General features: G+C 60.3%; 14 protein-coding genes and 2 tRNA genes. 6 read left to right on the plus strand and 10 right to left on the minus strand.

What is annotated here, in order from left to right:
* Nucleotides 1-4: 4 nt before the first annotated feature.
* The 5 genes from ACB035_RS01660 to ACB035_RS01680 all read right to left on the minus strand — a co-directional run bounded on the left by ACB035_RS01660 (nucleotide 5) and on the right by ACB035_RS01680 (nucleotide 4405).
* Nucleotides 5-2158, minus strand: coding sequence for an FAD-dependent oxidoreductase (locus tag ACB035_RS01660; protein ID WP_371166519.1), 2154 nt, complete (start codon nucleotides 2156-2158; stop codon nucleotides 5-7).
* Nucleotides 2158-2739, minus strand: a complete 582-nt coding sequence (locus ACB035_RS01665; RefSeq protein ID WP_021231092.1) for a carboxymuconolactone decarboxylase family protein — start codon at nucleotides 2737-2739, stop codon at nucleotides 2158-2160. The genes ACB035_RS01660 and ACB035_RS01665 overlap by 1 nt, the downstream gene beginning before the upstream one ends.
* Nucleotides 2740-2764: 25 nt before the next feature.
* Complete coding sequence (locus ACB035_RS01670) at nucleotides 2765-3439, minus strand: DUF1499 domain-containing protein (protein ID WP_216977405.1); 675 nt, start codon at nucleotides 3437-3439, stop codon at nucleotides 2765-2767.
* Between the two features lie 179 nt (nucleotides 3440-3618).
* Nucleotides 3619-3897, minus strand: coding sequence for a peptidylprolyl isomerase (locus ACB035_RS01675; protein ID WP_005334269.1), 279 nt, complete (start codon nucleotides 3895-3897; stop codon nucleotides 3619-3621).
* Between the two features lie 133 nt (nucleotides 3898-4030).
* Entirely contained in the window at nucleotides 4031-4405 is a 375-nt protein-coding gene (locus tag ACB035_RS01680; RefSeq protein ID WP_371166520.1) for a hypothetical protein, read from the minus strand.
* A gap of 514 nt (nucleotides 4406-4919) precedes the next feature.
* On the opposite strand from ACB035_RS01680, the gene ACB035_RS01685 reads away from it, so the two are divergent.
* Both ACB035_RS01685 and ACB035_RS01690 read left to right on the plus strand, forming a co-directional pair.
* The gene (locus ACB035_RS01685; RefSeq protein WP_005334265.1) at nucleotides 4920-6695 is read left to right on the plus strand and encodes an autotransporter assembly complex family protein; all 1776 of its coding nucleotides are present in this window, start codon (nucleotides 4920-4922) and stop codon (nucleotides 6693-6695) included.
* A gap of 61 nt (nucleotides 6696-6756) precedes the next feature.
* Complete coding sequence (locus tag ACB035_RS01690) at nucleotides 6757-10557, plus strand: translocation/assembly module TamB domain-containing protein (RefSeq protein ID WP_371166521.1); 3801 nt, start codon at nucleotides 6757-6759, stop codon at nucleotides 10555-10557.
* Nucleotides 10558-10734: 177 nt separating this feature from the next.
* Here ACB035_RS01690 and ACB035_RS01695 read toward each other — a convergent pair.
* Both ACB035_RS01695 and ACB035_RS01700 read right to left on the minus strand, forming a co-directional pair.
* Nucleotides 10735-10819, minus strand: a tRNA-Tyr gene (locus tag ACB035_RS01695).
* 34 nt (nucleotides 10820-10853) lie between these two features.
* Nucleotides 10854-10938, minus strand: a tRNA-Tyr gene (locus ACB035_RS01700).
* Nucleotides 10939-11062: 124 nt separating this feature from the next.
* Between ACB035_RS01700 and ACB035_RS01705 the strand changes: the two genes are divergently transcribed.
* Nucleotides 11063-11572 carry a VC2046/SO_2500 family protein gene (locus ACB035_RS01705; protein WP_201903705.1) on the plus strand — a complete coding sequence of 170 codons (510 nt, stop codon included), beginning with the start codon at nucleotides 11063-11065 and terminating at the stop codon, nucleotides 11570-11572.
* Between the two features lie 111 nt (nucleotides 11573-11683).
* On the opposite strand, the gene hpf is transcribed toward ACB035_RS01705, so the two are convergent.
* Nucleotides 11684-12022, minus strand: coding sequence for a ribosome hibernation-promoting factor, HPF/YfiA family (hpf, locus tag ACB035_RS01710; RefSeq protein ID WP_005334257.1), 339 nt, complete (start codon nucleotides 12020-12022; stop codon nucleotides 11684-11686).
* A 368-nt stretch (nucleotides 12023-12390) separates the two neighbouring features.
* Between hpf and ACB035_RS01715 the strand changes: the two genes are divergently transcribed.
* From ACB035_RS01715 to ACB035_RS01725, 3 genes are all read left to right on the plus strand, one after another.
* A complete protein-coding gene (locus ACB035_RS01715) occupies nucleotides 12391-14895 on the plus strand; it encodes a bifunctional diguanylate cyclase/phosphodiesterase (protein WP_040066125.1) in 2505 nt (834 codons plus the stop codon).
* A 99-nt stretch (nucleotides 14896-14994) separates the two neighbouring features.
* Nucleotides 14995-16896: a transglycosylase SLT domain-containing protein gene (locus tag ACB035_RS01720; RefSeq protein WP_139459824.1), complete on the plus strand. Its 1902-nt coding sequence runs from the start codon at nucleotides 14995-14997 to the stop codon at nucleotides 16894-16896.
* Between the two features lie 177 nt (nucleotides 16897-17073).
* On the plus strand, nucleotides 17074-18072 hold the full coding sequence (locus ACB035_RS01725) for a LacI family DNA-binding transcriptional regulator (RefSeq protein WP_371166522.1): 999 nt from the start codon (nucleotides 17074-17076) through the stop codon (nucleotides 18070-18072).
* Between the two features lie 77 nt (nucleotides 18073-18149).
* Here ACB035_RS01725 and ACB035_RS01730 read toward each other — a convergent pair whose 3' ends face one another.
* Nucleotides 18150-19214 carry a 3-deoxy-7-phosphoheptulonate synthase gene (locus ACB035_RS01730; protein WP_371166523.1) on the minus strand — a complete coding sequence of 355 codons (1065 nt, stop codon included), beginning with the start codon at nucleotides 19212-19214 and terminating at the stop codon, nucleotides 18150-18152.
* A gap of 125 nt (nucleotides 19215-19339) precedes the next feature.
* The gene (locus ACB035_RS01735) at nucleotides 19340-21292 is read right to left on the minus strand and encodes a TonB-dependent receptor domain-containing protein (protein ID WP_371166524.1); all 1953 of its coding nucleotides are present in this window, start codon (nucleotides 21290-21292) and stop codon (nucleotides 19340-19342) included.
* Nucleotides 21293-21367: the final 75 nt, after the last annotated feature.

Below are 21367 nucleotides of genomic sequence, written 5' to 3' on the forward strand. Positions count from 1 at the left end.
GTTGTCAGGCGCCACGGCGCCAGCGGTGATAACGGGCCAGCAACGCCAGCACCCGGGTGGGCTGGTGGGCCCTTTTCCATTCACCCGCCACATATTTGTTCCCCTCCATCAGGGTGGGATAGGCGTGAATGGTGCCGAGGATCTTGCCAAGGCCGAGGCGGTGACGCATGGCAAGCACGAACTCGGCGATCCGTTCACCGGCGTGAGTGCCCACTATGGTGGCGCCAAGGATAGTATCCTTGCCCGGCACGGTCAGCACCTCGACAAAACCCTGGCGCTCCCCATCGGCGATGGCTCTGTCCAGCTCAGCCAGCTCGAAGCGGGTCGCCTCGCAGGGAATCCCCTGCGCTTCGGCCTCCTTGCGATTGAGGCCGACCCGGGCAATCTCCGGCGTGGTGTAAGTGGCCGCCGGAATAACCCGATAGTCGGCCCGAAAGCGCTTGAACTGGCCAAACAGGGCATTGACCGCCGCATACCAGGCCTGATGGGCGGCAAAGTGGGTGAACTGGTAAGGGCCCGCTACGTCTCCCACCGCCAGTATGCTGGGGAAGTTGGTGGCAAGAAAACCATCGACCGCTATGGTGCCGCGGGGGGCAAGCTCGACCCCCAACGCTTCGAGTCCGAAGCCGCTGACGTTGGCGATCCGACCCAGTGCCAGCAGCAGTTGATCCCCTTCCACCACTTGTGTCTCATCGCCCCGGCGCAGTTGCAGCCGGATGGGGAGATCCCCCTTGGCTGCGGGCAGATAGTCGGCTCGTTCGGCGCGCCAGCCGGTGAGTAGCTGCACGCCATCGCGGCTCATCTGCTCGGCCAGGGCGTCGGCTACCTCTCTATCTTCGCGGGGCAGTAGTTGCTCCGAGAGTTCCACCAAGGTCACGGGAATGCCGAGCAGGGCGAAGCTCTGGGCCAGCTCGCAGCCGATGGGGCCGCCGCCCAGCACCAGCAGGCGGCGCGGCGGGGTGCGCAGCTGCCAGAGGCTATCCGAGGTGAGGTAAGGCACCTGTTCCAGCCCCGGCAGCTTGGGCACCAGCGGCCGGGCGCCTGTGGCGATAACGATATTGCGGCTGGCGAGGCGCTGGCCGTTAACCTCCACCTCCCAGGGGGAGACCAGCCGCGCCTCTCCTTCGATGCACTCCACTCCAAGCCCCTGATAGCGTTCGATGGAGTCGTGTGGCTCGACCTCCTTGATCACCTCAGCCACCCGTGCCATCACCGCCGCAAAATCGGCGCGGGAGTGGCTTTGGCTAAAGCCCAGCTCGTCGGCTTTACGCTGCTCTGCGGCAAAGCGGGCGCTGCGGATCAGCGCCTTGGAGGGGACACAGCCGCTGTTGAGGCAATCGCCTCCCATCTTGTGCTTCTCGATGAGCGCCACCTTGGCCTTCACCGCTGCCGCGATATAGCTGGTAACCAACCCACCTGCACCGGCACCGATCACCAGCAGGTTGTAGTCATAGCGAGCGGGTTTACGGTAAGGGGCGAGCAGGCGCCGTTGGGCGAGGTGTGTGGTCAATTTTTTGACCAGCCAGGGCATCAGCCCCAGCAGGGTCAACGCGACCATCAGGCCGGGGGAGAGGATATTGCCGGTGCTGGTTAACTGGCCAAGCTCGCTGCCCGCCAGCACATAGACGAAGGTGCCGGGCAGCATGCCAAGCTGGCTGACCCAGTAGTAGGTGCTGACTCTGATGGGGGTGAGCCCCATCAGCAGATTGACCAAAAAGAAGGGGAAGATGGGGATGAGGCGCAGGCTGAGCAGATAGAAGGCCCCCTCCTTCGCCATGCCGGACTGAAAGGTGGCCAGCTTGTCGCCAAAGCGCCGCTCGACCCAGTCGCGCAGCAGAAAGCGGGCGCTGAGAAAAGCCAGGGTTGCGCCTAGGGTGCTGGCGAAAGAGACCAGCAGTAGCCCCCAGCCGACGCCGAACACAGCGCTGCCACCCAGGGTGAGCAAGCTGGCGCCGGGTAGGGAGAGGGCGGTGCTCAGCACATAGATAAGCACGAACAGCAGGCTGGCCGAGACAAAGTGGCCGTCGACCCATTGCGCCACTGCCGCCTGCTGGGCCTGCAAGGCGTCCAGAGTGAGGTAACGGCCAAGATCGAGGGCAAAAAAGGTGCCGATAAGGCTCCCCATCACCAGTGCAAGCAGCAGGCGGGTCCGGTTCATCAGGCGTCCTTGCTGTCTGGCTGGGCAGGGCGTTCCGGTTGCACCGGCAGCTGGCAGAAGCCCTGCGGCGCGATATCGAGGGCGGCGTTGAACTTGGCCGACATGTTCTGAAAGGCGATAAGACCGGTCAGCTCCACCATGGCATCGTCGTCGAACCAGGGCTTGAGGCGGGCAGCCTGTTCATCGCTCACCCCATCGAGGCCAGTCATCGCTTCGGTATAGTCGAGCACCGCTTTTTCCCGCTCGTCAAACAAGGGGCTTTCGCGCCAGTTGGCCAGCGCCTCCACTTTCTCGCTGGAACCGGCTCTCTTTACCAAGGTCATGGCGTTGATGTCGACGCAAAAACGGCACCAGTTGAGCTGGGAGACCCGCACCGTCACCAGCGAGCGCAGCACGGGATCTATGGGGGAGCGCTTGCGGTTGATGACGCCATAGAGGGTGGCGACGGCGGCAAAGAGGCGCGGCGAGCGGCCCCAGCACTTGCCCGGAATAAGCACCTGACCATAGTTGCGCTTTTGCAGCCAGAAAAAGGGGCGGATAAACCAGGCATATTCCCGGTCGGGTTTGACCTCAACGCGCATCAGTTACCTTCTTGTTGTTTCACACTTACGGTTTCAAATTGGGTTTGTAGGCCTGGCCGAGGCGCTCGTTCAGGCGGGTCAGGAAATCCTCGATCCGCGCCCGGTTGGTGCCCAGATCGCTTTGCCCCTGACGGGAGGCTGATCGCATATCGATGCGGGTCTCTTTGGGGCCAGCAAAGACCCGCAGCGCCACATCATCCTGAAAGCCGAACCAGCCGGTGGTGACCACTGCATCCAGACCGTCGGGGCTGGGTCGTACCTGCCAGCCCAGCTCCTGCATCAGCTCCTCAGCCTCAATAACCACCTCTTCGGGGGCGGTATGGGTAAAGAGAGGACCGGGTTTTGCCTCAACTGCTTTCAGCGGGGCGCTATTTATTGGCAGATCCTGCGCGGTTCTCAGCTCTGCCGCCCAGCGTAGCTGGGGGGGATTGTAGGGATCTGTGCTCACATCGTTGATCAGCGGCATGCGCAGCGCCTGTGCCACAAAGGTCAGCGGTAGCAGCAGTGGCAAGGCGCCAAGGCCGCTGGCGTAGCGGTTGCGGCTCCAGGGTAGGCGTACCAGCAAGATCAGGGAGACAAGGGCTCCGATGAGACAGATCGCAAAACCGATCCACCAGGGCCAGAGATGAAAGCGGCTGCCGAGGGCGCCAGCGAGCGGGAGTAACCAGGCCAGCAGGGGCCACAAGCAAGAGCGGGGCATAGCACGGGATCCATCGTCGAATGTGGACAATGCCGAGAAGGATAAACTTAATTGCCTGATAACGTTAGTAAATTGATGCGAGTTTGGCGTGGTTTTGGTCAGTTTTGCGAGGGAGATGCAGAGGGAGGTGAAGCCCGCCTGACGGGAGCTTCACCGAGAAAATGGTCAGTTGCGATGACTTAGTTGCGATAGAGCACTTTGATCAGATGGAAGCCGAACTTGGTGCGCACCGGCCCAAGCACCTTGAGCAGTTCACCCTTGAAGACGGCATCGTCGAAGGGCTTGACCATATCCCCTTTATTGAACTCCCCCAGATCGCCGCTGCGTTTTGCAGAAGCGCAGGTGGAGAAGCGCTTGGCCATCTGGCCGAAGTCGGCTCCCTTCTCGATCTTCTCCTTGATCTCCAGACACTGTTTTTCGGTCTTGACCAGAATGTGCTGGGCACAGGCTTTTTTCATCGGGGCGCTCCTGGGAGTGATGGCGAAGGTTGTTAATGCCAAGTGTGGTGACAAATGGGGGCGCAAGAGTACCCCAATTTGCCACCGGCGTCAGCCATCACAGCCCACCATTTACCGGCGCTCGTCAGACTTGTTATTGGCGAGCGCGGGCGGCCAGCATGGCGCGGGGACGCGCTTGCCAGATGATCTCCAGCCCGAGCAGGGCGTAGAGGCTCCAGATGGCCAGCGGATTGAGCCATTCGCCCCCCAGTTGCATGGTCATCAGGGCGCAGCCTGCCAGCAGCAAGGTGATGCCCGGCAGCCGCCAGTGGACGGGCAGGGGGGCCAGCAGTGCCATCGCCAGCAAAATGCCGAGGCCAAACGGCAGGTTGAGGGCGGTAAAGGCCAGCGCCTGCTGGCCACTCATGCCGGTCAGCAGGGCCAGCAGGGCGCTGCAACAGGCGAGGAAGGTGATGAACTCGAGACGATCGGCAATATAGTCAGCCATCTGTTCGCTACGTGCATGCATGATGTGTCTCCTTCAGTTGATGGTTCAAGTGTGAGGGAGGGACGTCTGCAAAGGCAGCGGGATAATTCGATTGCGCTGAACGAGCAATTCTTAATCACCCGCTACGGCGGGCTTTGGTGTGTGCCGGGCCTGTTAAACGGTGAGGGTGGGGTGATGCCGACAAACTCTGTCGTGGTGGGCTTCTGGTGGTAATGAGAGGGGGAGAGGTGACAAATGGTGCCTGACGACGAAGTGAACCTTGTTCAGGGCGGGTCAGCTCGCCCTCATCGGGAAAGCGGGCGGCGTCATTGTCACCAAAATGTGTGATTTGTGGTCAACCTCTTAAAAGATATGGCGAATTTGCCAATGGTGCTGCGCTGTCGCTGGCGGATGCCTATGTTAGGATAAGGTTCGCCATTTTTCTGGCGCGCATTTTTGTGTCACGGCCATGCACGGCATGGCGTGCTGCGCCGCATTCGGGGTTGGCCCGAAAGGGCGCTGGTTTCCTTCACCACAGATTCAGGAATATTGACCTTTGACAGGATGCATTTCATCCCTGCTGGCAGGGCGTTCACTGTCCGGCCCTGCGTTTCGCCGCGGCCTGCGGGTACTGGGGGTGGGCCTGTTGCTGTCGCTGCTGGCTTCGCCCGCGTTTGCCGCCAAGCTCACCTATCAGGTCAAGGGGTTGAAAGGGGAGAACAAGGATAACGTTGAAGCCTACCTCAATGCCCTGCCGGTCTATCAGGAGCGGCAATACCGCCCGGCCCGCGCAAAAATTACCGAGAGCGTGCAAAAGGCGCTGCAGGTGTATGGCTACTACCAGCCGAAAATCACCCTGAGCCGCGACAAGAAAACCCCGTCCAAAGTGGTGATTGAGGTGGACAAGGGGGAGCCGGTCATCGTCTCCCGCCTCGATATTCTGCTGGAGGGGGATGCGGGCAGCGACGAGCTCTACAGCGCCTTGCTGGACAAGTTGCCCCTCAAAGAGGGCGAGCCTCTCAACCACGCCAAATATGAATCCATCAAGGCGGATCTGGGCAGTCTCGGGCTGGCCCGCGGTTACTTTGATGCCAAGCTGAGCAAGAGTCAGGTCAAGGTGTTCCCGGACAAGGGGACGGCAGAGATCTTTATTCTGTTCGAATCGGGCCATCGTTACCGTTTCGGCGAGATCCGCTACGATGCTACCCCCGAAGCGCTTCACCTGATCCGCCCGCTTATCAACATCAAGAGCGGCGACCCCTATCTCGCCATCCGTCTGGCCGAGATGTCGCAGGATGTCTCCTCCACCAAGCTGTTCCGTCAGGTCGATATCAAGCCGGTATTGAGCGAGGCGAGCAACTATCGGGTGCCCATTGCGGTGACGCTGGATAACCGGGTCGATCACGAAATCGAGACCGGTATCGGTTACGCCACCGACGTGGGGCCGCGGATGAGTGCCACCTGGGAGAAGCCCTGGGTCAACCGCTACGGCCACCGCCTGTTTGCCACCGCCAAGGTGTCGGCGCCGGAGGCAGAGCTCAGCTTCGACTATCAGATCCCGGTGGGCAACCCGCTGCGGGACTACTACTCCATCCAGACCGGCTACCAGTACAAGGACAACAACGATACCCGCTCCGATCTCACTACCATCGGTGTGCACCGCTGGACGCGGCGGCCGGAGAGCTGGGATCGGGACGTCTTTATCCGGCTGGAGAACGAGATCTATACCCAGGGTGCCGACGAGGGGAACAGCTTGCTGCTGATCCCCGGGGTCTCCTGGTCCCGACTGCGGGTGCGCGGTACCCTGGTGCCCGATTGGGGGGATCGCCAGCAGCTGACGCTGGAGTTCTCCGATCCCAGATGGGGCTCCGACATCAGCTTTATGCGGGTGTGGGGACGCAGCAAGTGGCTGCGAACTCTTGGCGATAACCACAGATTCCTGATGCGGGCCGAGCAGGGAGCCATCATAGGTGACAGCTTCTCGCTGGTGCCGCCTTCTCTGCGTTTCTTTACCGGTGGCGATCAGACGGTGCGCGGCTTTGGTTACGAGAGCATCTCCCCCACCGGGCCGGATGGCAAGCTGACCGGTGGCCGCTACACCAGCGTGGCCAGTCTGGAATACAACTACCGCTTCAGCGAGAAGTGGCTGGGGGCCATGTTTGTGGATGGCGGCACCTCCACCACCGATTACAGCGAACCCTGGAAAATAGGTACTGGCGTCGGTGTGCGCTGGGTCACCCCCATCGGTCAGGTCAGGCTGGATCTGGCGGTCGGGGTATCGGAGGAGGACAAGCCCTTGCGGCTGCATTTCGCATTGGGGCCTGAATTATGATGTTGTCTAAACGCTTTTTTCTTTGGCCGCTGCGTCTGTATCTTGCGCGGGGGTCTGCATTGTGATCTGGCTAAAACGCATTTTTCTCTGGCTGATGGGGCTGGTGTTCTTGCTGCTCATTGGCGTCAGCCTGCTGGGCTTTACCCATCAGGGCAACAAGTGGTTGTGGCAACAGGCCAAGGGAGCGCTGCCTTCTCTCAAGGGGGAGCTGGTGGCCGGTCAGCTTGGCTACGGCTGGACCCTGGAAGGGGCCGGCTGGCAGGATGAGCTGGTGGATGTCACGGTGGATCGCGCCGTGCTCGACTGGGATCTCGGCAAGTTGCTGCAGGGCAAACTCTGGATCAAATCGCTTGAAGTGACTCATCCGGTGGTGAAGGTGGCCGACTCGGAGCCTGCCCCGGAAGAGTCTTCCGAACCCTTTGTCTGGCGCCCGCTGCCACTCAAGATCCAGGTCGACAGTCTCAAGGTGGCCGATCTCGATCTGGCAGTGCCCGGCGTGGCCGTGACCCTGGGGTCCCTCGATATCGGCGCCACCCTCAACCGCAAGGGGCTGATTGTACGCGGCCCGGTGCTCGATAACCTGACGGTGACGCTGGATGACGCGGCACCCGCCAGCACAGCCAAATCTGCCAAACAGCCGGCCGCTAACGAGAAGCAAGCCGGAACTGCGGTGGCGCGCAACGACAAGGCCAGCGCCGAGACAGCCAAACAGGGTAAAGGGACCCCTGCTGCGAACACGGCAAAGGCTGCCCCCATTCTCCTGCCCGCCATTCATCTTCCTTTCCCCATCCAGCTGGAAGGGGTCAGCGCGACTCGCGTGAAATATAAGCAGGGCGAGCTGATTGAAGGGCTCGACAAGCTGCAGCTGTCGGCCACTGCTGCCGACGATCGCATCGAGGTGCGCGAGCTCTCGCTGCGCCACGCCATGGCCGATCTGGCGCTCAAGGGCCACATCCAGCTCAGTGACGACTACCCGCTGGCGGTGACGCTGGATGCCAAGGCCCGCAAGGGGCTGCTGGATGGCGAGCTGCAGGGTGAGCAGGCCACGCTGGCGCTGAACGGTTCGGTTGGCAAGCTGGGGTTGGCGTTGTCGGCCAAGGGGCCGGTTGCCGCCAATCTCAAGGGCTCGCTGGCCGCCCTCGACCCGGATCTCCCTTTTGATCTGGCCCTCGACTGGAAGAGCCTCGGTTGGCCTCTTCACAAGCCAGCCAAAGATGAGCCGAGCTATCGGCTGGACAAAGGGAGCCTGACTGCCAAGGGCAAGCTCTCCGGCTACCAGTTTGCCCTCAATACCTCCGGCAAGGGGACCGATGTCCCCCCCTTCAAGCTTGCGCTGGACGGCAAGGGGGATCTGGAGCGGCTCAGCAAGATCGCCTTGCAGCTCAACGCCCTCAAGGGGGAGCTCAAACTCGATGGCAAACTCGCCTGGAACAAGGGGGTTGAGTGGCAGGGGACCACACTGTTCAAGGGGATCAATCCGGCCGAGCTGCTGCCCGAGCTGAAAGGGACGCTGGCCGGTGAGCTGGAGAGCCGTTTCGTGATGAACGAAGCGGGTCACTGGGAGCTGAAACTGCCCAAGCTCAAGGTGGATGGTAAGCTCAACCAGTACCCGCTGGCCCTCAAGGGGGAGCTTAGCGGCAACGACAAGATGGAGTGGCTGATCCCGGCGCTCTCGCTGCAAAGTGGCCCCAACCAGTTGCAGGCCAAGGGCAGTATCAGCAGCGCCCAGTGGAAGCTCGATGCCAACCTGCAGGCTCCCCAGCTGGGGGGCATCTATCCCGGCCTGAAAGGGGATATCAAGGGACAGGTGAAGGTCAGTGGCAATCAGCAGACGCCAAAAATCGATGCGGATCTCGCATCCGACCGGCTCTACTATGCCGGCACCGACCTGAAGGGCATTAGCCTCAAGGGTAATGCGGTGATCGGTGCCAAACCGGCCGGTGAGCTCGCGTTGTTGGTGGCGCAGCTGAAACAGGGCGAAACCAAGCTCAGCCAGCTGGCCCTGAACCTCAGCGGCGATATCAGTCAGCATCTGTTGACCCTGACCATGAAGGGTGACCCTGTTGCGGCCAACCTCAAACTGGGTGGCGGCGTGCGCGGGGATCACTGGCGCGGGGCGCTCTCCGAGTTGCGGCTGAAAACCCCGCTGCGCCGTTGGGACTTGAGCTCCCCCTGGGCGCTGGATCTCGATCTGCCGCGTCAGCGGCTGGCGATGGGGGATCTCTGCCTCGGCTCCCAAGGGGCCAGCCTCTGCGTCAAGGGGAGTCAGGTCTCCGCTGCCCAGGGTACCCTGGAGTTTGCCCTGAGCGAGTTTGATCTCAAGCGGCTGCGCCCCTGGTTGCCGGACAACTTCCGCTGGCAGACGATGCTCTCGGCCGATGGGCGTGCCAGCTGGCGTGGCAATCAGCCGACCCTGCATGCGGTGGTGCGCACCACGCCGGGCACTTTTGTGGCAGATGGCCTCAAGACCGACTATCAGCAGCTGGCTCTGGCCCTGGATTTCGAGCGGCAGCAGGCGGCCATTCGCCTCGATTTTGCCTCCAAGCAGATCGGCAATATCGATACCGATCTGCTGATCAAGGAGCCTGCCGGTCGCGGTCTGCTCGGCGGTCAGCTCAAGTTTGACGATCTCAAGCTCAATACCTTCGCGCCGCTCATCCCTGAGGTGCGCTCCCTGCAAGGGATCATCTCCGCCGATGCCCGTTTCGACGGCACGCTTGCGGCGCCCCTGCTGTTTGGTCAGCTCAACCTGCGTGACGGTGAAGTGCAGACTCACTCCGATATGGTGACCCTGACCAAGCTGGTGACCCGCCTCAAGATAGAGGGCAACCGCGCCGAACTCGATGGCTCCATGCTGGTGGGCAAGGGGCCGCTGGCGTTGGGCGGCTGGCTCAGCTGGGCCAAGATGCCGGTCAGCGGCAGCCTCACCATTCAGGGTAAGGATCTGGAGGCACAATATCCGGGCATGGGCCGGGTCAGAGTCTCGCCCGATATCGCGGTGTCGCTGGGGGAGGAGACCCGGATTACCGGTCAGGTGGATATTCCCTGGGCGCGCATTCTGGTCAAGAGCCTGCCGGATTCGGCGGTGGCGGTCTCCGATGATGTGACCGTGGTCTATGACGATCTGCCCCCTGCTCCCAAGCAGGCAAGTCTGCCGCTGGCGATGAAGGTGGCGATCCGCCTTGGCAACGATGTGAAGCTTGATGCCATGGGGTTGAAGACCGATGTCTCCGGTGGCCTCAATATCCGTCAGGATCCCGAGAAGCCGCTGGCTGGCAATGGCCAGCTGGTGCTGACCAACGGCCGCTTCAAGGCTTACGGTCAGAACCTCATCATCAAGGAGGGGCGGATCCTCTTCTCCGGTCCGCTGGATCGGCCGTTCCTCAACATCGAAGCCAACCGGGATCCCGATACCATCGAGGGTCAGGTGACGGTCGGGGTGCGGGTGACCGGCCCTGCCAGCAAGCCTGAAATCACTGTCTACTCCGAGCCGCAGATGGCGCAGTCGGAACAGCTCTCCTATCTGCTGCGTGGCAAAGGGTTACAGACTGGCGGTGAGGATGGCGGTTTCAACGGTCTGCTGGTGGCCGGAGCGGTGAGTCAGGCCAATGGCGTGGTGTCGAGTATCGGCGAGTCGCTGGGGATGAGCGATGTCTCTCTCGATACCGCGGGCAGTGGCGACAACACCCAGGTGACTCTGTCTGCATATCTGCTGCCGGGCTTGCAGTTCCAGTACGGGGTCGGGGTCTTCAGCCCCATCGCCGAGTTCAAGCTGCGCTACGAGGTATTGCCACGGCTCTATCTGCAGGCGATGAGCGGGGTGGCTCAGGCGGTCGATATCTTCTATCGCTTTACTCTGTAACGCTTCATCCCGTAACAGGGCTGATATGAACGTAAACGGGAGGCGCAGGCCTCCCGTTTTATTATTGCGCGATCGGCCGCGGGCAAGCCGTGATAAAGGTTGGCAGTGCAGAGGGAGAATGAATTGCGATGGGCCAAAAATGCGAAAACCCGGCGCTAGGCCGGGTTTTCTGAATGATGGTGGAGGGAGAAGGATTCGAACCTTCGAAGGCAGAGCCGTCAGATTTACAGTCTGATCCCTTTGGCCGCTCGGGAACCCCTCCACGGGGTATTGCTTTCAAATTGTCGCACTTGAAATGGTGGAGGGAGAAGGATTCGAACCTTCGAAGGCAGAGCCGTCAGATTTACAGTCTGATCCCTTTGGCCGCTCGGGAACCCCTCCACAAGTGCGAGGCGCATACTAACAGATCTTCCGGTTTTGTGAACCCCCAAGCAGGATTTTTCCATTAAAAGAATTGGATTTGTGGCCGATAACCAGTGAAATCGCCATTTTCGAGAGTTATCTCATGCTGCCCAGTTCAATCCGTAATCACCTGCTCGTTGATGAGGGCCAGTTGGGGCAGCGCCTCAACCGTGACCTGCAGCATGGGGATCGGGCTGATTTCCGGTTGCATCTGGCCCTGCTGACCGACGCGGTGGAGGAGCAGCCCTGGTTTGATGCCAAACCGGCGGCCACTCCCCAGAGCCGTGACTGGCGTCTGCACTTTGCGCTGAGACCGGCAGAGGTGCTGGTGGCTGAAGGGGCGGGGAGTGACTGCAGTGCCATCAATGAGCGGTTGCAGCAAGGGGGAAGCATGGTGGATGTGCGGCTCTGGCTGGCGCTGCAAACACCGCCGCTGGCGGTCAAACAGCCGCTGCTGGATGAGGCTGTCTACGACAACCTGTCACCGCTGGCGCGGGAGCGGTTGCAAGGAAAGCTGGCCGATATGCCACGCCAGGAGGATCCGCTGGTATTGCTGCCGATCCTCGACCGTTTGCAACAGGGAGTGGATACCCGGTTGCACTGGCTCAGTTGATGGCGCCTGTTCACTGACGTAACGCGATGCTTGTCGGCAAATCACAGGCAACAAAAAGGCGGGTGACCCCGCCTTTATGCTCTTTGGAATTTTTAGCCTTGCGGCATGCTATCAAGCGTCAGCTTCATCCGGTTGCGGCTGCTCTTTGAGCGCTGCATTGGCACGACGGGCAATCGGCTTTTCGGTGTGACGGTTGAGTTGGCGCTCCAGTTTTTGCCCCAGTTCGTTGATGGCGGCGTAGAGATCCTCATGCTCTGCCTGGGCAAACAGTTTGCCGTTGGGGATGCCAGCACTGGCTTCGACAGTGAACATCAGACGCTCTTTGGAAACAATCACATGGGGTGTGATGAGAGGCACCTGAAGACGTTCGAGCTTTTCAAAACGGGATTCGATGCGCTCGCGGATAGCCGGGGTGATGTCGATGATTTTGCTGGTAATTTCGATTTTCATATTGGCCCCCTTCGGGTCGTCTTGCTTGTGTCTTCACCTTCAGATTACTCATTGGTAAAGATCGAAATGTGATCTGAGTCACATAACCTTCCCTTGGCTATTCAGCAACTTATAAATTGTGATCTTTTCCGGTTTCGTGCCAAAAACAGCTTGAGCTCCATGAAACTGGCAGGCAGTATGACGGGAATAGGATCGTTTCTGTCCCTTCTTGGCAGCACTTCGTGTCGACCTCATGTCCGGTTTCCACTGCTTGATATCGCATGTTTGTACTCTTCCCTCGCAACCTCTGATCTGATGAGCGGATGCAGGGGGCGTTGCTATGCCTGATTGGACATCAAACGTGGTTGGTTGTTGTGTTGGAGTGGTAAATGAAGCAGCAGGCCACGCAAGTCATGTGGTTTTTCGATCGGCAACATGATCAGTGGAGTCTCTCTGATCAGGGGGCCTACCAGCAGTGGCAAGGGGAGGGCAATCATCCCTGGGCCGCTCGCCTGTTACCGGAAGATGAGGCAGGCTTTGCCGACTTTCTCGTCCGGCTTCATGAATCACATCTGCCTGAACAGTTCATCGGTCATCTGAAAGATGATCAGGGGCAGCTCAACCATGTGCTCTGGAGCGGCCAGTTTGTGCCCACCCAGCAGATCTGCTGTGGCTGGCTGGCCCCTCTTGATACCGCCAACAGTGCGGTCTCCTCCCTCAATCTCTCTTTGCCGCTGCTGCAAACCACCCTGCTCACCCAGTTGGCGCAGGCGCTCTCTGCCCGCACCGGGCTCGATTTCTTCAATACCCTGGTCAGCCAGCTGGCTCATATTCTCAAGGTGGATGCGGTCTGGGTGGGGGAGTTGTGCGGTGCCGACCGGGTCAAAGTGCTGGCCGCCGACGGGCTGGCGCAGAAGGACTATCCGCTGGCGGGCTCCCCCTGTCAGGAGCTCTACAAGCAGGGGGCCATCTGTTTCGAGGTGATCGACGAGTCGCAGGAGTATCAACCCTGGCTGGCGGCCGGGCAGACTTATTATGGTCAGCCGCTGTTTGATGCCAGAGGCCAACTTCTGGGCCATCTGGCGCTGCTCTATTCGGCCCCGGCAGATACCAGCAACCTCACCTCGGTGCTCAATACCTTTTCGGTACGGATGGTGGCCGAGCTGGAGCGATTGCAATCAGATGCCCAGATGCGGCTCTCTGCCGTTGCATTCGAGACCCACGAAGGGATCATCATTACGGATCCGGGGTTCAAGATCCTGCGGGTCAACAATGCTTTCAGCCAGATCACCGGCTTTGACAGCCAGTCGGTGCTGGGCCTGCATCTGGAAGAGGATCTCTGGCCCAATCTGGGTGGGCTCGGCTACGAGCTCAATACCCTCAGCCGCTGGCAGGGGGAGACCCAGCGTCGCCATGTCGATGGTCACACCTATCCCCAGTGGGAGATAGTTACACCGGTGCAGGACGAGAAGGGGGTGATCAGCCACTTTGTCATCTGCTTCGAGGATATCTCCGAGCGCAAGGCGGCCGAGCGACGCATTCAGGATCTCGCCTATTACGACGAGCTGACCGGATTGCCCAATCGCCGTCAACTTCACGAGACTCTGGTGCAGACCTTCAACGAGGCGACCCGCGATGGCTTGATTGGCGCGCTGCTCTTTATCGATCTCGACCACTTCAAGACCATCAACGACTCCCTCGGCCACGCCACCGGTGACTGGCTGCTCAAGGAGGTCGCCGCCCGTCTCAAACGGTTGGTGCGGCAAGGAGATTGCCTGGCCCGCCTCGGCGGTGACGAGTTTGTACTGCTGCTGCCATCGCTCTCGGCCAGCCCGCCCCAGGCGGAGATGCAGGCCGATATCATTGCCGAGCGGCTCATCACCGAGATTGCCGCTCCTTATACCTATGTGGGGCAAGTGCTGCACATCGGCGCCAGCGTTGGCATTACCCTGTTTCCGGATCGGGAGCAGGGGGTCGATGATCTGCTCAAGCAGGCAGATACCGCCATGTATCAGGCCAAGTCCGCTGGCCGCAAGACCCGTCGTTTCTTCGATGCCTCGATGCAGCAGCAGGCGGATCGCCGTCTGCTCATTCACAACGAATTGCGCAACGCCCTCAGCCAGCAAGAGCTGACCCTCTACTATCAGCCCCAGCATATGGTCGATGGCGGCGATATCATCGGTGTCGAGGCGCTCATTCGCTGGCAGCCGGCCGGTCGCTCGCTGGTCTCGCCGGCCGAGTTTATCCCCATCGCCGAGGAGACCGATCTGATTGTCGATATCGGCAACTGGGTGCTGCACGAGGCGTGCGCCCAGTATGTGCTGTGGGAGGAGAACGGCATCCACATTCCGCAGATCTCGGTCAACGTCAGTGCCAAGCAGTTCCATGCCACCGATTTTGTCGAGCGGATCCACGATGTGTTGGCGCAAACCGGCATGGATCCGGCATGCCTCAATCTGGAGATCACCGAATCCGTGGTGCTGGGCCATGCCGAGGACACCATCAGCAAGATGACCGAGCTCAAGGAGCTCGGCATCAGCTTTGCCATCGACGATTTTGGCGCCGGTTACTCCTCTCTGAGCTACCTCAAGCGGCTGCCTGCCGATGAGCTCAAGATCGACCGCTCATTCATTCAGGACATCCCGAAAGATGGCGACAACATGGCCATCGTCGAGGCGGTGATCGCCATGGCGCGACATATGGGGTTCAACGTCACGGCAGAAGGGGTGGAGTCCCGTCAGCAACTGGAGTTTCTCAAGGCGCAGGGGTGCAGTTTCTATCAGGGCTATCTCGCCTCCAAGCCGCTGCCGGTGCCCTATCTGGAGAAATATGTACAGCGGCTGACCAGACCGGAGCAACTGCGTGAAATGCAGCTGAGCGAGGCAGAAAAATAGTCCCTGCTCCCCGCTGTAGCGCTGCCCGGCAACGGGTAGAATGAGAGGCAGTAGACCCACCGCCACCGGGCGGTGTATTGCCCTCAATGGAGATGTTCAGTGAAAGCTGTATGGGGAATTGTTTTGTCGGCGCTGTTTGTGCCGACTCTGATGGCGCAGACTGCCGACCAGACGCTCTACCGTCAGGCGTATGACGCCGTACGGGCCAATGATCAGGCCCGTTTCCAGCAAATTCGTGCCCGTTTGACCCATTACCCCCTGCTCCCTTACCTCGATTACTATCAGCTCGCCTTTCGTCCGGGGGCGGCGGATTACAACGATGTGACCCGCTTTATCCGCCAGCATGGAGATACCCCCCAGTCCAACCGGCTGGAGCGCAGCTATCTGACCTATCTGGCCCAGAGCCAGCAGTGGTCGCAGTTCCTGCGCTTCTATCCGGCCAAGCCGAGCTCCACCGATCTGCTCTGCATGCACTATCAGGCGCTCTATTACACCGGCAAGCCGAAAGAGGCGTTACAGGGGGCGAGCAAGATCTGGATGAGCGGTCAATCGCGCCCCGATGCCTGCTCCCCGCTGTTCCAGCTGTGGCAGGCATCCGGTCAGCGAACCCAGGAGAAGATCTGGCAGCGGATGACGCTGGCGTTCGAGGCGGAAAATCCCAATCTTATCCGCCATCTTGGCGCGACCCTGGGTAGCGGCTTGCAGAGCTATGGCGATCAGATGGTGACCCTGTTCGAGCAGCCAGCCAAGGCGATGAACCCGGCCTATTTCAGCAGCAATCCCTATTCCCGCAAGCTGCTTTCCCTCGGCTTGACCCGCTATGCCAATCAGGAGCCGGAGTCGGTGCTGCGCCAGCTTGCGCTGTTTCGCAGCCGTTTCGGCCTGACCCAGGCCGAGGTGAAACCGGTAGAGCGTGCCATTGCCCGCCGCCTGCTGCTGGATCGCTCCATAGCCCAGCGCAGCTGGGTCGACAGCACGGTGAAAAAACTGGCGGATCCCGATATCACCGAGCTGCGGGCACGACTGGCCATCTGGGAGCAGGATTGGCGTGGCCTCTCCGGCTGGGTGAAGATGATGCCGATGGCCCGTCAGAAAGAGGATCGCTGGCGCTACTGGATGGCGCGCTCCCTTGAAGTACAGGGGCAGCAAAAACCGGCGCGGGATCTCTATCTGGAGACTGCCAACCTGCGCGGTTTCTACGGCTTTATGGCCGCCCAGCGCACCGGGGTGCCTTATCGCATCAAGAACCAGAGCGTCAAGCATGTACCGGACTGGCGCACGGCCAGTCAGCGCTGGCCCTTCCTGTTGCGGGTGCGTGAGCTGCTGTCGATGAACGAGATTGCGGCGGCCCGCTCGGAGTGGATCCACAACATGGATCGCAATCCGGTGGCCCAGCGCATCGAGTTTGGTCATATCGCCCTCAATCAGGGCTGGCACGAGCTGGCCATTCTCGCCAGCATTCGCGCCGAAGCGTGGGATGCCCTCGACCTGCGCTTCCCGCTGCCGCTCAAACGCACCTTCTCCCAGATGGCGCAAGAGCGCACCATGAACACCAGTTTGCTCTATGCCATCTCCCGTCAGGAGAGTGCCCTCTATCCGCTGGCCCAGTCGCCGGTGGGGGCGCGCGGTCTGATGCAGCTGATGCCTGCTACTGCCAAAGAGACTGCCGGCAAGCTGGGGGTGCCCTATCGCAACGAGCAGCAACTGTTTGATCCGACGATGAATATTCGTCTGGGGAGCGCCTATCTCAAGCGCTTGCTGGATGTCTATGACGGCAACCGGATCCTGGCGGCGGCCGCCTACAACGCCGGGCCGGGACGGGTAAAACGCTGGCGAGAGCAGAGTGACAACAAGCCGATGGACGTGTGGGTCGAGAGCATTCCCTACAAGGAGACCCGCAACTACGTGCAAAACGTGTTGTCGTTCGATCTCATCTATCAGCACAAGCTGCAGCAGCCGCTGCGCTTCATGTCAGAGCGGGAGCTCAATCACGCCTATTGAGTCGGGGGCCGCCAGCCGGCCCCTGTTTTCAAATTTCCCTGCTGCCGGGTATCATCGGGTAAGGTTTTGTTACCAAAGGAAACATGCCTGGTGACCTGGCTCCGGGAATTGCATCAGGCCGCAGGGTATACTCGGGCGTCGGCACCGACAGGTTCCCCCACAATAAAGGAATGGATAGTGGCAACGATTAAAGACGTTTCTCAGCTGGCAAATGTGTCTATCTCCACCGTGTCGCGGGTTATCAACAACACGGCACAGGTAGCACCGGAAAAGCGTGAGGCCGTACTGGCGGCCATGAAGGAACTGAATTTTCGACCCAACAGTTTTGCCCAGGCACTGGTCAGCAAGCGTTCCAACTGCATTGGCGTGCTGGTTGGCGACCTCTGCGGCGGCCCCTTCTTTGCCCAGATGATGCGTGGCATCGAAACCATGGTCGATCAGGCCAACAAGTTCACCATCGTCATGTCTGGCAACCACGATATCGCGCGCGAGCGTCACGCCATTCAGGCGCTGCTGCAGCGCCAGTGCGATGCGCTGATCCTCCACAGCAAGGCGCTTCCGGACGAGGAGCTGAGCGAGCTGGCGGCTGGCTCTACCCCCATCGTGTTTATCAACCGTCAGGTGCCGGGCGCGGAAGATCGCTGCGTCTGGCTCGATAACCAGGCGGGGATCACCACCGCGTGCCAGCACTTGCTGGATGTCGGTCATCGCAACATCGCCTTTATCACCTCCGATGATGAAGAGTTTGTCGATGGTCAGCAGCGGATGGCCGGTTACACCCAGACCCTGGCGAGAGCCGGGATCGCCTTTGATCCTGCTCTCGTCAGCCGCGCCTATGCCGACGAAAATGGCGGATATGTGGCGATGAGTGAACTGCTGGCCCGTGGTGTCGAGTTCACGGCCGTGCTCGGTTTCAACGACGGTATGGTGGCGGGGGCGATCTCTTGCCTGCTGGAGCGGGGTTACAAGATCCCGCAGCAGGTATCGGTGGTGGGGTTCGACGATATCCCCTACGCCCGCTACATCTATCCCAAGCTCACCACGGTGCGCTACCCCATCGAGGAGATGGGCAGCCGCGCAGCCGAGTTGGCACTGCGTCTGCTCGATCACAAGCCGGTGGACGGCCTGGCGCTCAAGTTTGAAGCCCAGCTGGTGGAGCGTGAGTCAGTCGCCTGATGTGCGTCAGACAGTGAACAACAAGGTGGCCCCATTGGGGCCACACTCTTTTCTGCGTTATCTGAATAATCCGCCATTTATCCCGCCAGGGCGATCCGCTGCTGGCGGCGTGCCTCCACCCCTTCTGCTACCATATCGAGCAGCCGCCTTGTCTGTGCCCAGCCGATACAACTATCGGTGATCGACTGGCCGTAGCGCAGCGGTTTGCTGCCAATCTCCTGACGCCCTTCGCAGATAAAACTTTCCACCATGATGGCGGCGATGGCATGGCTACCAGCGCCCAGCTGGTCGGCAATGTCACGGGCAACCAGCAGCTGGCGGGCATGCTGTTTCTGGCTGTTGCCGTGGCTGCAATCGATCATCAGCCGGGGTGACAGATGATGTTGGCGCAGCAAGTCGCCAGCCTCTGTAACATGATTGCTCTGATAGTTGGGTTGGCGGCCACCGCGCAGGATCAGATGACAGTCGGGGTTGCCATGGCTGCGCACCAGTGCCAGCTGGCCATCACCGGAAGGCTGGGTATAGAGGTGGGCCGCCCGGCTGGCGAGGATCGCCTCGACTGCGATCCGGATATTGCCATCGGTGCCGTTTTTAAAACCGATGGGGCAGGGGAGAGCGGAGGCTAGCTGGCGGTGGAGCTGGGATTCGGTGGTGCGGGCACCGATAGCGCCCCAGCTGATGAGATCCCCCAGATAGAGCATGCTGGTGAGATCGAGAAATTCGGTGGCACAGGCGAGCCCTTCCTGTCCAAGTGCCAACAGTAACTCCCGAGCCTGGGTTAGTCCCTTTTCCAGTTGATCGCTGCCATCGAGGTCGGGATCGAAGATAAATCCTTTCCAGCCGAGCGTCGTGCGCGGCTTTTCGAAATAGGTGCGCATCACCAGTTGCAGTTGCTCCCCGTATTGGCCCTGCAGTTCAGCCAGCCGGCCACCATAGTCGCGGGCGGCTACCGGATCGTGAATGGAGCAGGGGCCGATCACCAGCAGCAGGCGATCATCCTCTCCCTGCAGAATATGGCGGGCTTGCTGGCGGCTGCGAGCGAGCTGGCGAGCGAGCCGTGCCGGACAGGGTCTGGCCTTTAACATCTCGTCAGGGGTGGGCAGGGTGGCAAGGGGTGAAGCATTCAGAAGTGAGGTGAACATGAGCGATCCTGATGAAAATGGAAATCTGCATGCTCTTTGCTGCCCAGTGGGGATCTTCCCCTTATTCTCTTGGTTAACAGAGCGCGGGCATGGGCCCGCGCTCTGTTATATCGGCCTTGGCTACCTTAGAAGCGGGCTGAGCCGCTGACGTAGTAGCTGCGACCCGGTTCGACGTTCTGGAAGACGGTGTCTTTCTCTTGCAGGCGCACGTCGGTCAGGTTGTTGATCCCCAGTCGCAGGTCAAAGTTCTCGGTGACCTTGAAGCCGGTGCCGAGATCGAAGGTCTGATAGCTGGGCAGCTTGTGCAGTACGACAACCTTGTTGACGGTCTGCTCGGCAAACTGGGCGCCGGTGTAGGTGGTGCCGACAAAGGCATTGACCCGCTCGGTGGCCTGCCAGGTGATCTTGGCGTTGGCCTTGTGCTCAGGCCGCTCAGGCAGAGCCTGGCCCTGATCGCCCTCCGCCTTGAGGTAGGTGTAGTTGGCTCCGAGGTTGATATCGTCGGTCAGATCGAGCTTGCCGGTCAGTTCCAGCCCCTTGGTAGTGGCTTTCTCCAGGTTGTACCAGGTGCGGTCAGTGGAGTTCGGCAACTGCTTGAAGGTGAGCATGTCGTCGATGTCGGAGTAAAACAGGGTGGCGCTGGTTTCCCAGATCCCTTCTCCTGCGATGACACCCAGCTCGTAGTTGGTGCTGGTTTCCGGCTTGACCTTGTCACTGCCATAGATGCGGCAGCTGCCGCCGCAGCTCTCGATGCTGTAACCGTTGGAGTACTGGTGTGGTGCCGGTGCCTTGAAGGCCTGGCTGACACCGCCTTTCACTGTCACCACATCGTTCATCTCATAGACCAGATAGCCGCGCGGGGTGAAGTGGCTGCCGTAGATCTCGTGGTGATCGTAACGGCCGCCCAGCGTGAAGGTCAGGCTGTCGGTCAGGCCAATTTCGTCCTGAGCGAACAGCGCCTCCTGGGAGTGACTCTCTTTACCGCCGATATCCTTGTAGCTCACCGCATCCACCAGCTCCCGATCCAGATATTCACCACCCAGGGTCAGGTAGTGGTTGGCCAGCGCCAGGTTGGTATAGGCCTTGAGGGTCAGGGTGTTCTCTTCCAGCTCCCGCTGCTGTGGGGCAGAGTAGCTGGTGTTGAAGTCGTCGATCTGGGAGGTCTCGTAGTTGGCCATGACGGTGGTGTCACCCCAGCTCCAGTTCCCCTTGTGGGTCAGACCAAACAGGTTGCGATCGTTTTGCTGCTGGCGACTGTGCACCTTGTTGCCGGTTTTGCGGAAGATATCGAGAGGCCGCTCATCTTGGTTGTAGAGGTAATCCAGCTCGAAGCGTTGCTGCTCATCCACCAGCCAGCTCAGGGTGGAGGCGAAGTTGCGGGTCTGCTTTGCTTCGATAAGGGGGATACCGTCAGCAGCTTCGGTGGGGGTCCAGGCTTGACGGTCATACACCTCGCCGTTCATCCGGATCAGCAGGTTGTCGGTCAGCGGGCCGGTAAAGCCCAGGTTGGTTCTGTGCTGATCGCCGCCATCCTTGCCTTCGATGGCCTTGAAGTCGGCATCGGCCGCCCCTTGCCAGGTTTTGCCCGGCTGTTTGGTGATGATATTGATGACACCACCGATGGCATCGGAGCCGTAAAGTGCCGACATGGGGCCACGGATCACCTCGACCCGCTGGATCATGCCAAGGGGTACGGGAGTGTTGTCGAAGTTGCCGCCGCGCCACAGGGCATTGGAGGAGGAGAGGCGTTTGCCATCTACCAGTACCAAGGTGTATTTGCCGGACATGCCGCGAATGCCGATATCGCTGCGGCCATTGGTGTCAGCCTCAGCCTGAATGCCTACTTCGTGGCGCAGCAGGTCTGCAAGGTCATTGACCGGTGCGGCGGCGATCTGTTCGGCCGTGATGACAGAGATAGAGGCCGGTGCCGAGCGGGTATTGTGCGCCGTTGTGGTGACGGTGATCACTTCATCGGCTTGAGGGGCGTTGCTGGCGGCGATCGCTTGCTGGGTCAGCAGAGTGACGATGGTGGTGGCCAGCAGGCTGGGAGCAATAAAACGGGAGGTTGAGGATTTCATTATTTACATCTTCCATAATATTCAAATGATAAGCGTTATCATTATCAAGTTGAATTTGCTCCGATCGCAACTCTT

Source organism: Aeromonas sp. S12(2024), from assembly GCF_041402305.1.
Taxonomy (GTDB): domain Bacteria; phylum Pseudomonadota; class Gammaproteobacteria; order Enterobacterales; family Aeromonadaceae; genus Aeromonas; species Aeromonas veronii.

What these genes read in the sequence shown, in the direction of transcription:
- ACB035_RS01660 (WP_371166519.1), bottom strand. Translation starts at nt 2,158, where the DNA reads ATGAACCGGACCCGCCTGCTGCTTGCACTGGTGATGGGGAGCCTTATC.
- ACB035_RS01665 (WP_021231092.1), bottom strand. Translation starts at nt 2,739, where the DNA reads ATGCGCGTTGAGGTCAAACCCGACCGGGAATATGCCTGGTTTATCCGC.
- ACB035_RS01670 (WP_216977405.1), bottom strand. Translation starts at nt 3,439, where the DNA reads ATGCCCCGCTCTTGCTTGTGGCCCCTGCTGGCCTGGTTACTCCCGCTC.
- ACB035_RS01675 (WP_005334269.1), bottom strand. Translation starts at nt 3,897, where the DNA reads ATGAAAAAAGCCTGTGCCCAGCACATTCTGGTCAAGACCGAAAAACAG.
- ACB035_RS01680 (WP_371166520.1), bottom strand. Translation starts at nt 4,405, where the DNA reads ATGCATGCACGTAGCGAACAGATGGCTGACTATATTGCCGATCGTCTC.
- ACB035_RS01705 (WP_201903705.1), top strand. Translation starts at nt 11,063, where the DNA reads ATGCTGCCCAGTTCAATCCGTAATCACCTGCTCGTTGATGAGGGCCAG.
- hpf (WP_005334257.1), bottom strand. Translation starts at nt 12,022, where the DNA reads ATGAAAATCGAAATTACCAGCAAAATCATCGACATCACCCCGGCTATC.
- ACB035_RS01715 (WP_040066125.1), top strand. Translation starts at nt 12,391, where the DNA reads ATGAAGCAGCAGGCCACGCAAGTCATGTGGTTTTTCGATCGGCAACAT.
- ACB035_RS01730 (WP_371166523.1), bottom strand. Translation starts at nt 19,214, where the DNA reads ATGTTCACCTCACTTCTGAATGCTTCACCCCTTGCCACCCTGCCCACC.
- ACB035_RS01735 (WP_371166524.1), bottom strand. Translation starts at nt 21,292, where the DNA reads ATGAAATCCTCAACCTCCCGTTTTATTGCTCCCAGCCTGCTGGCCACC.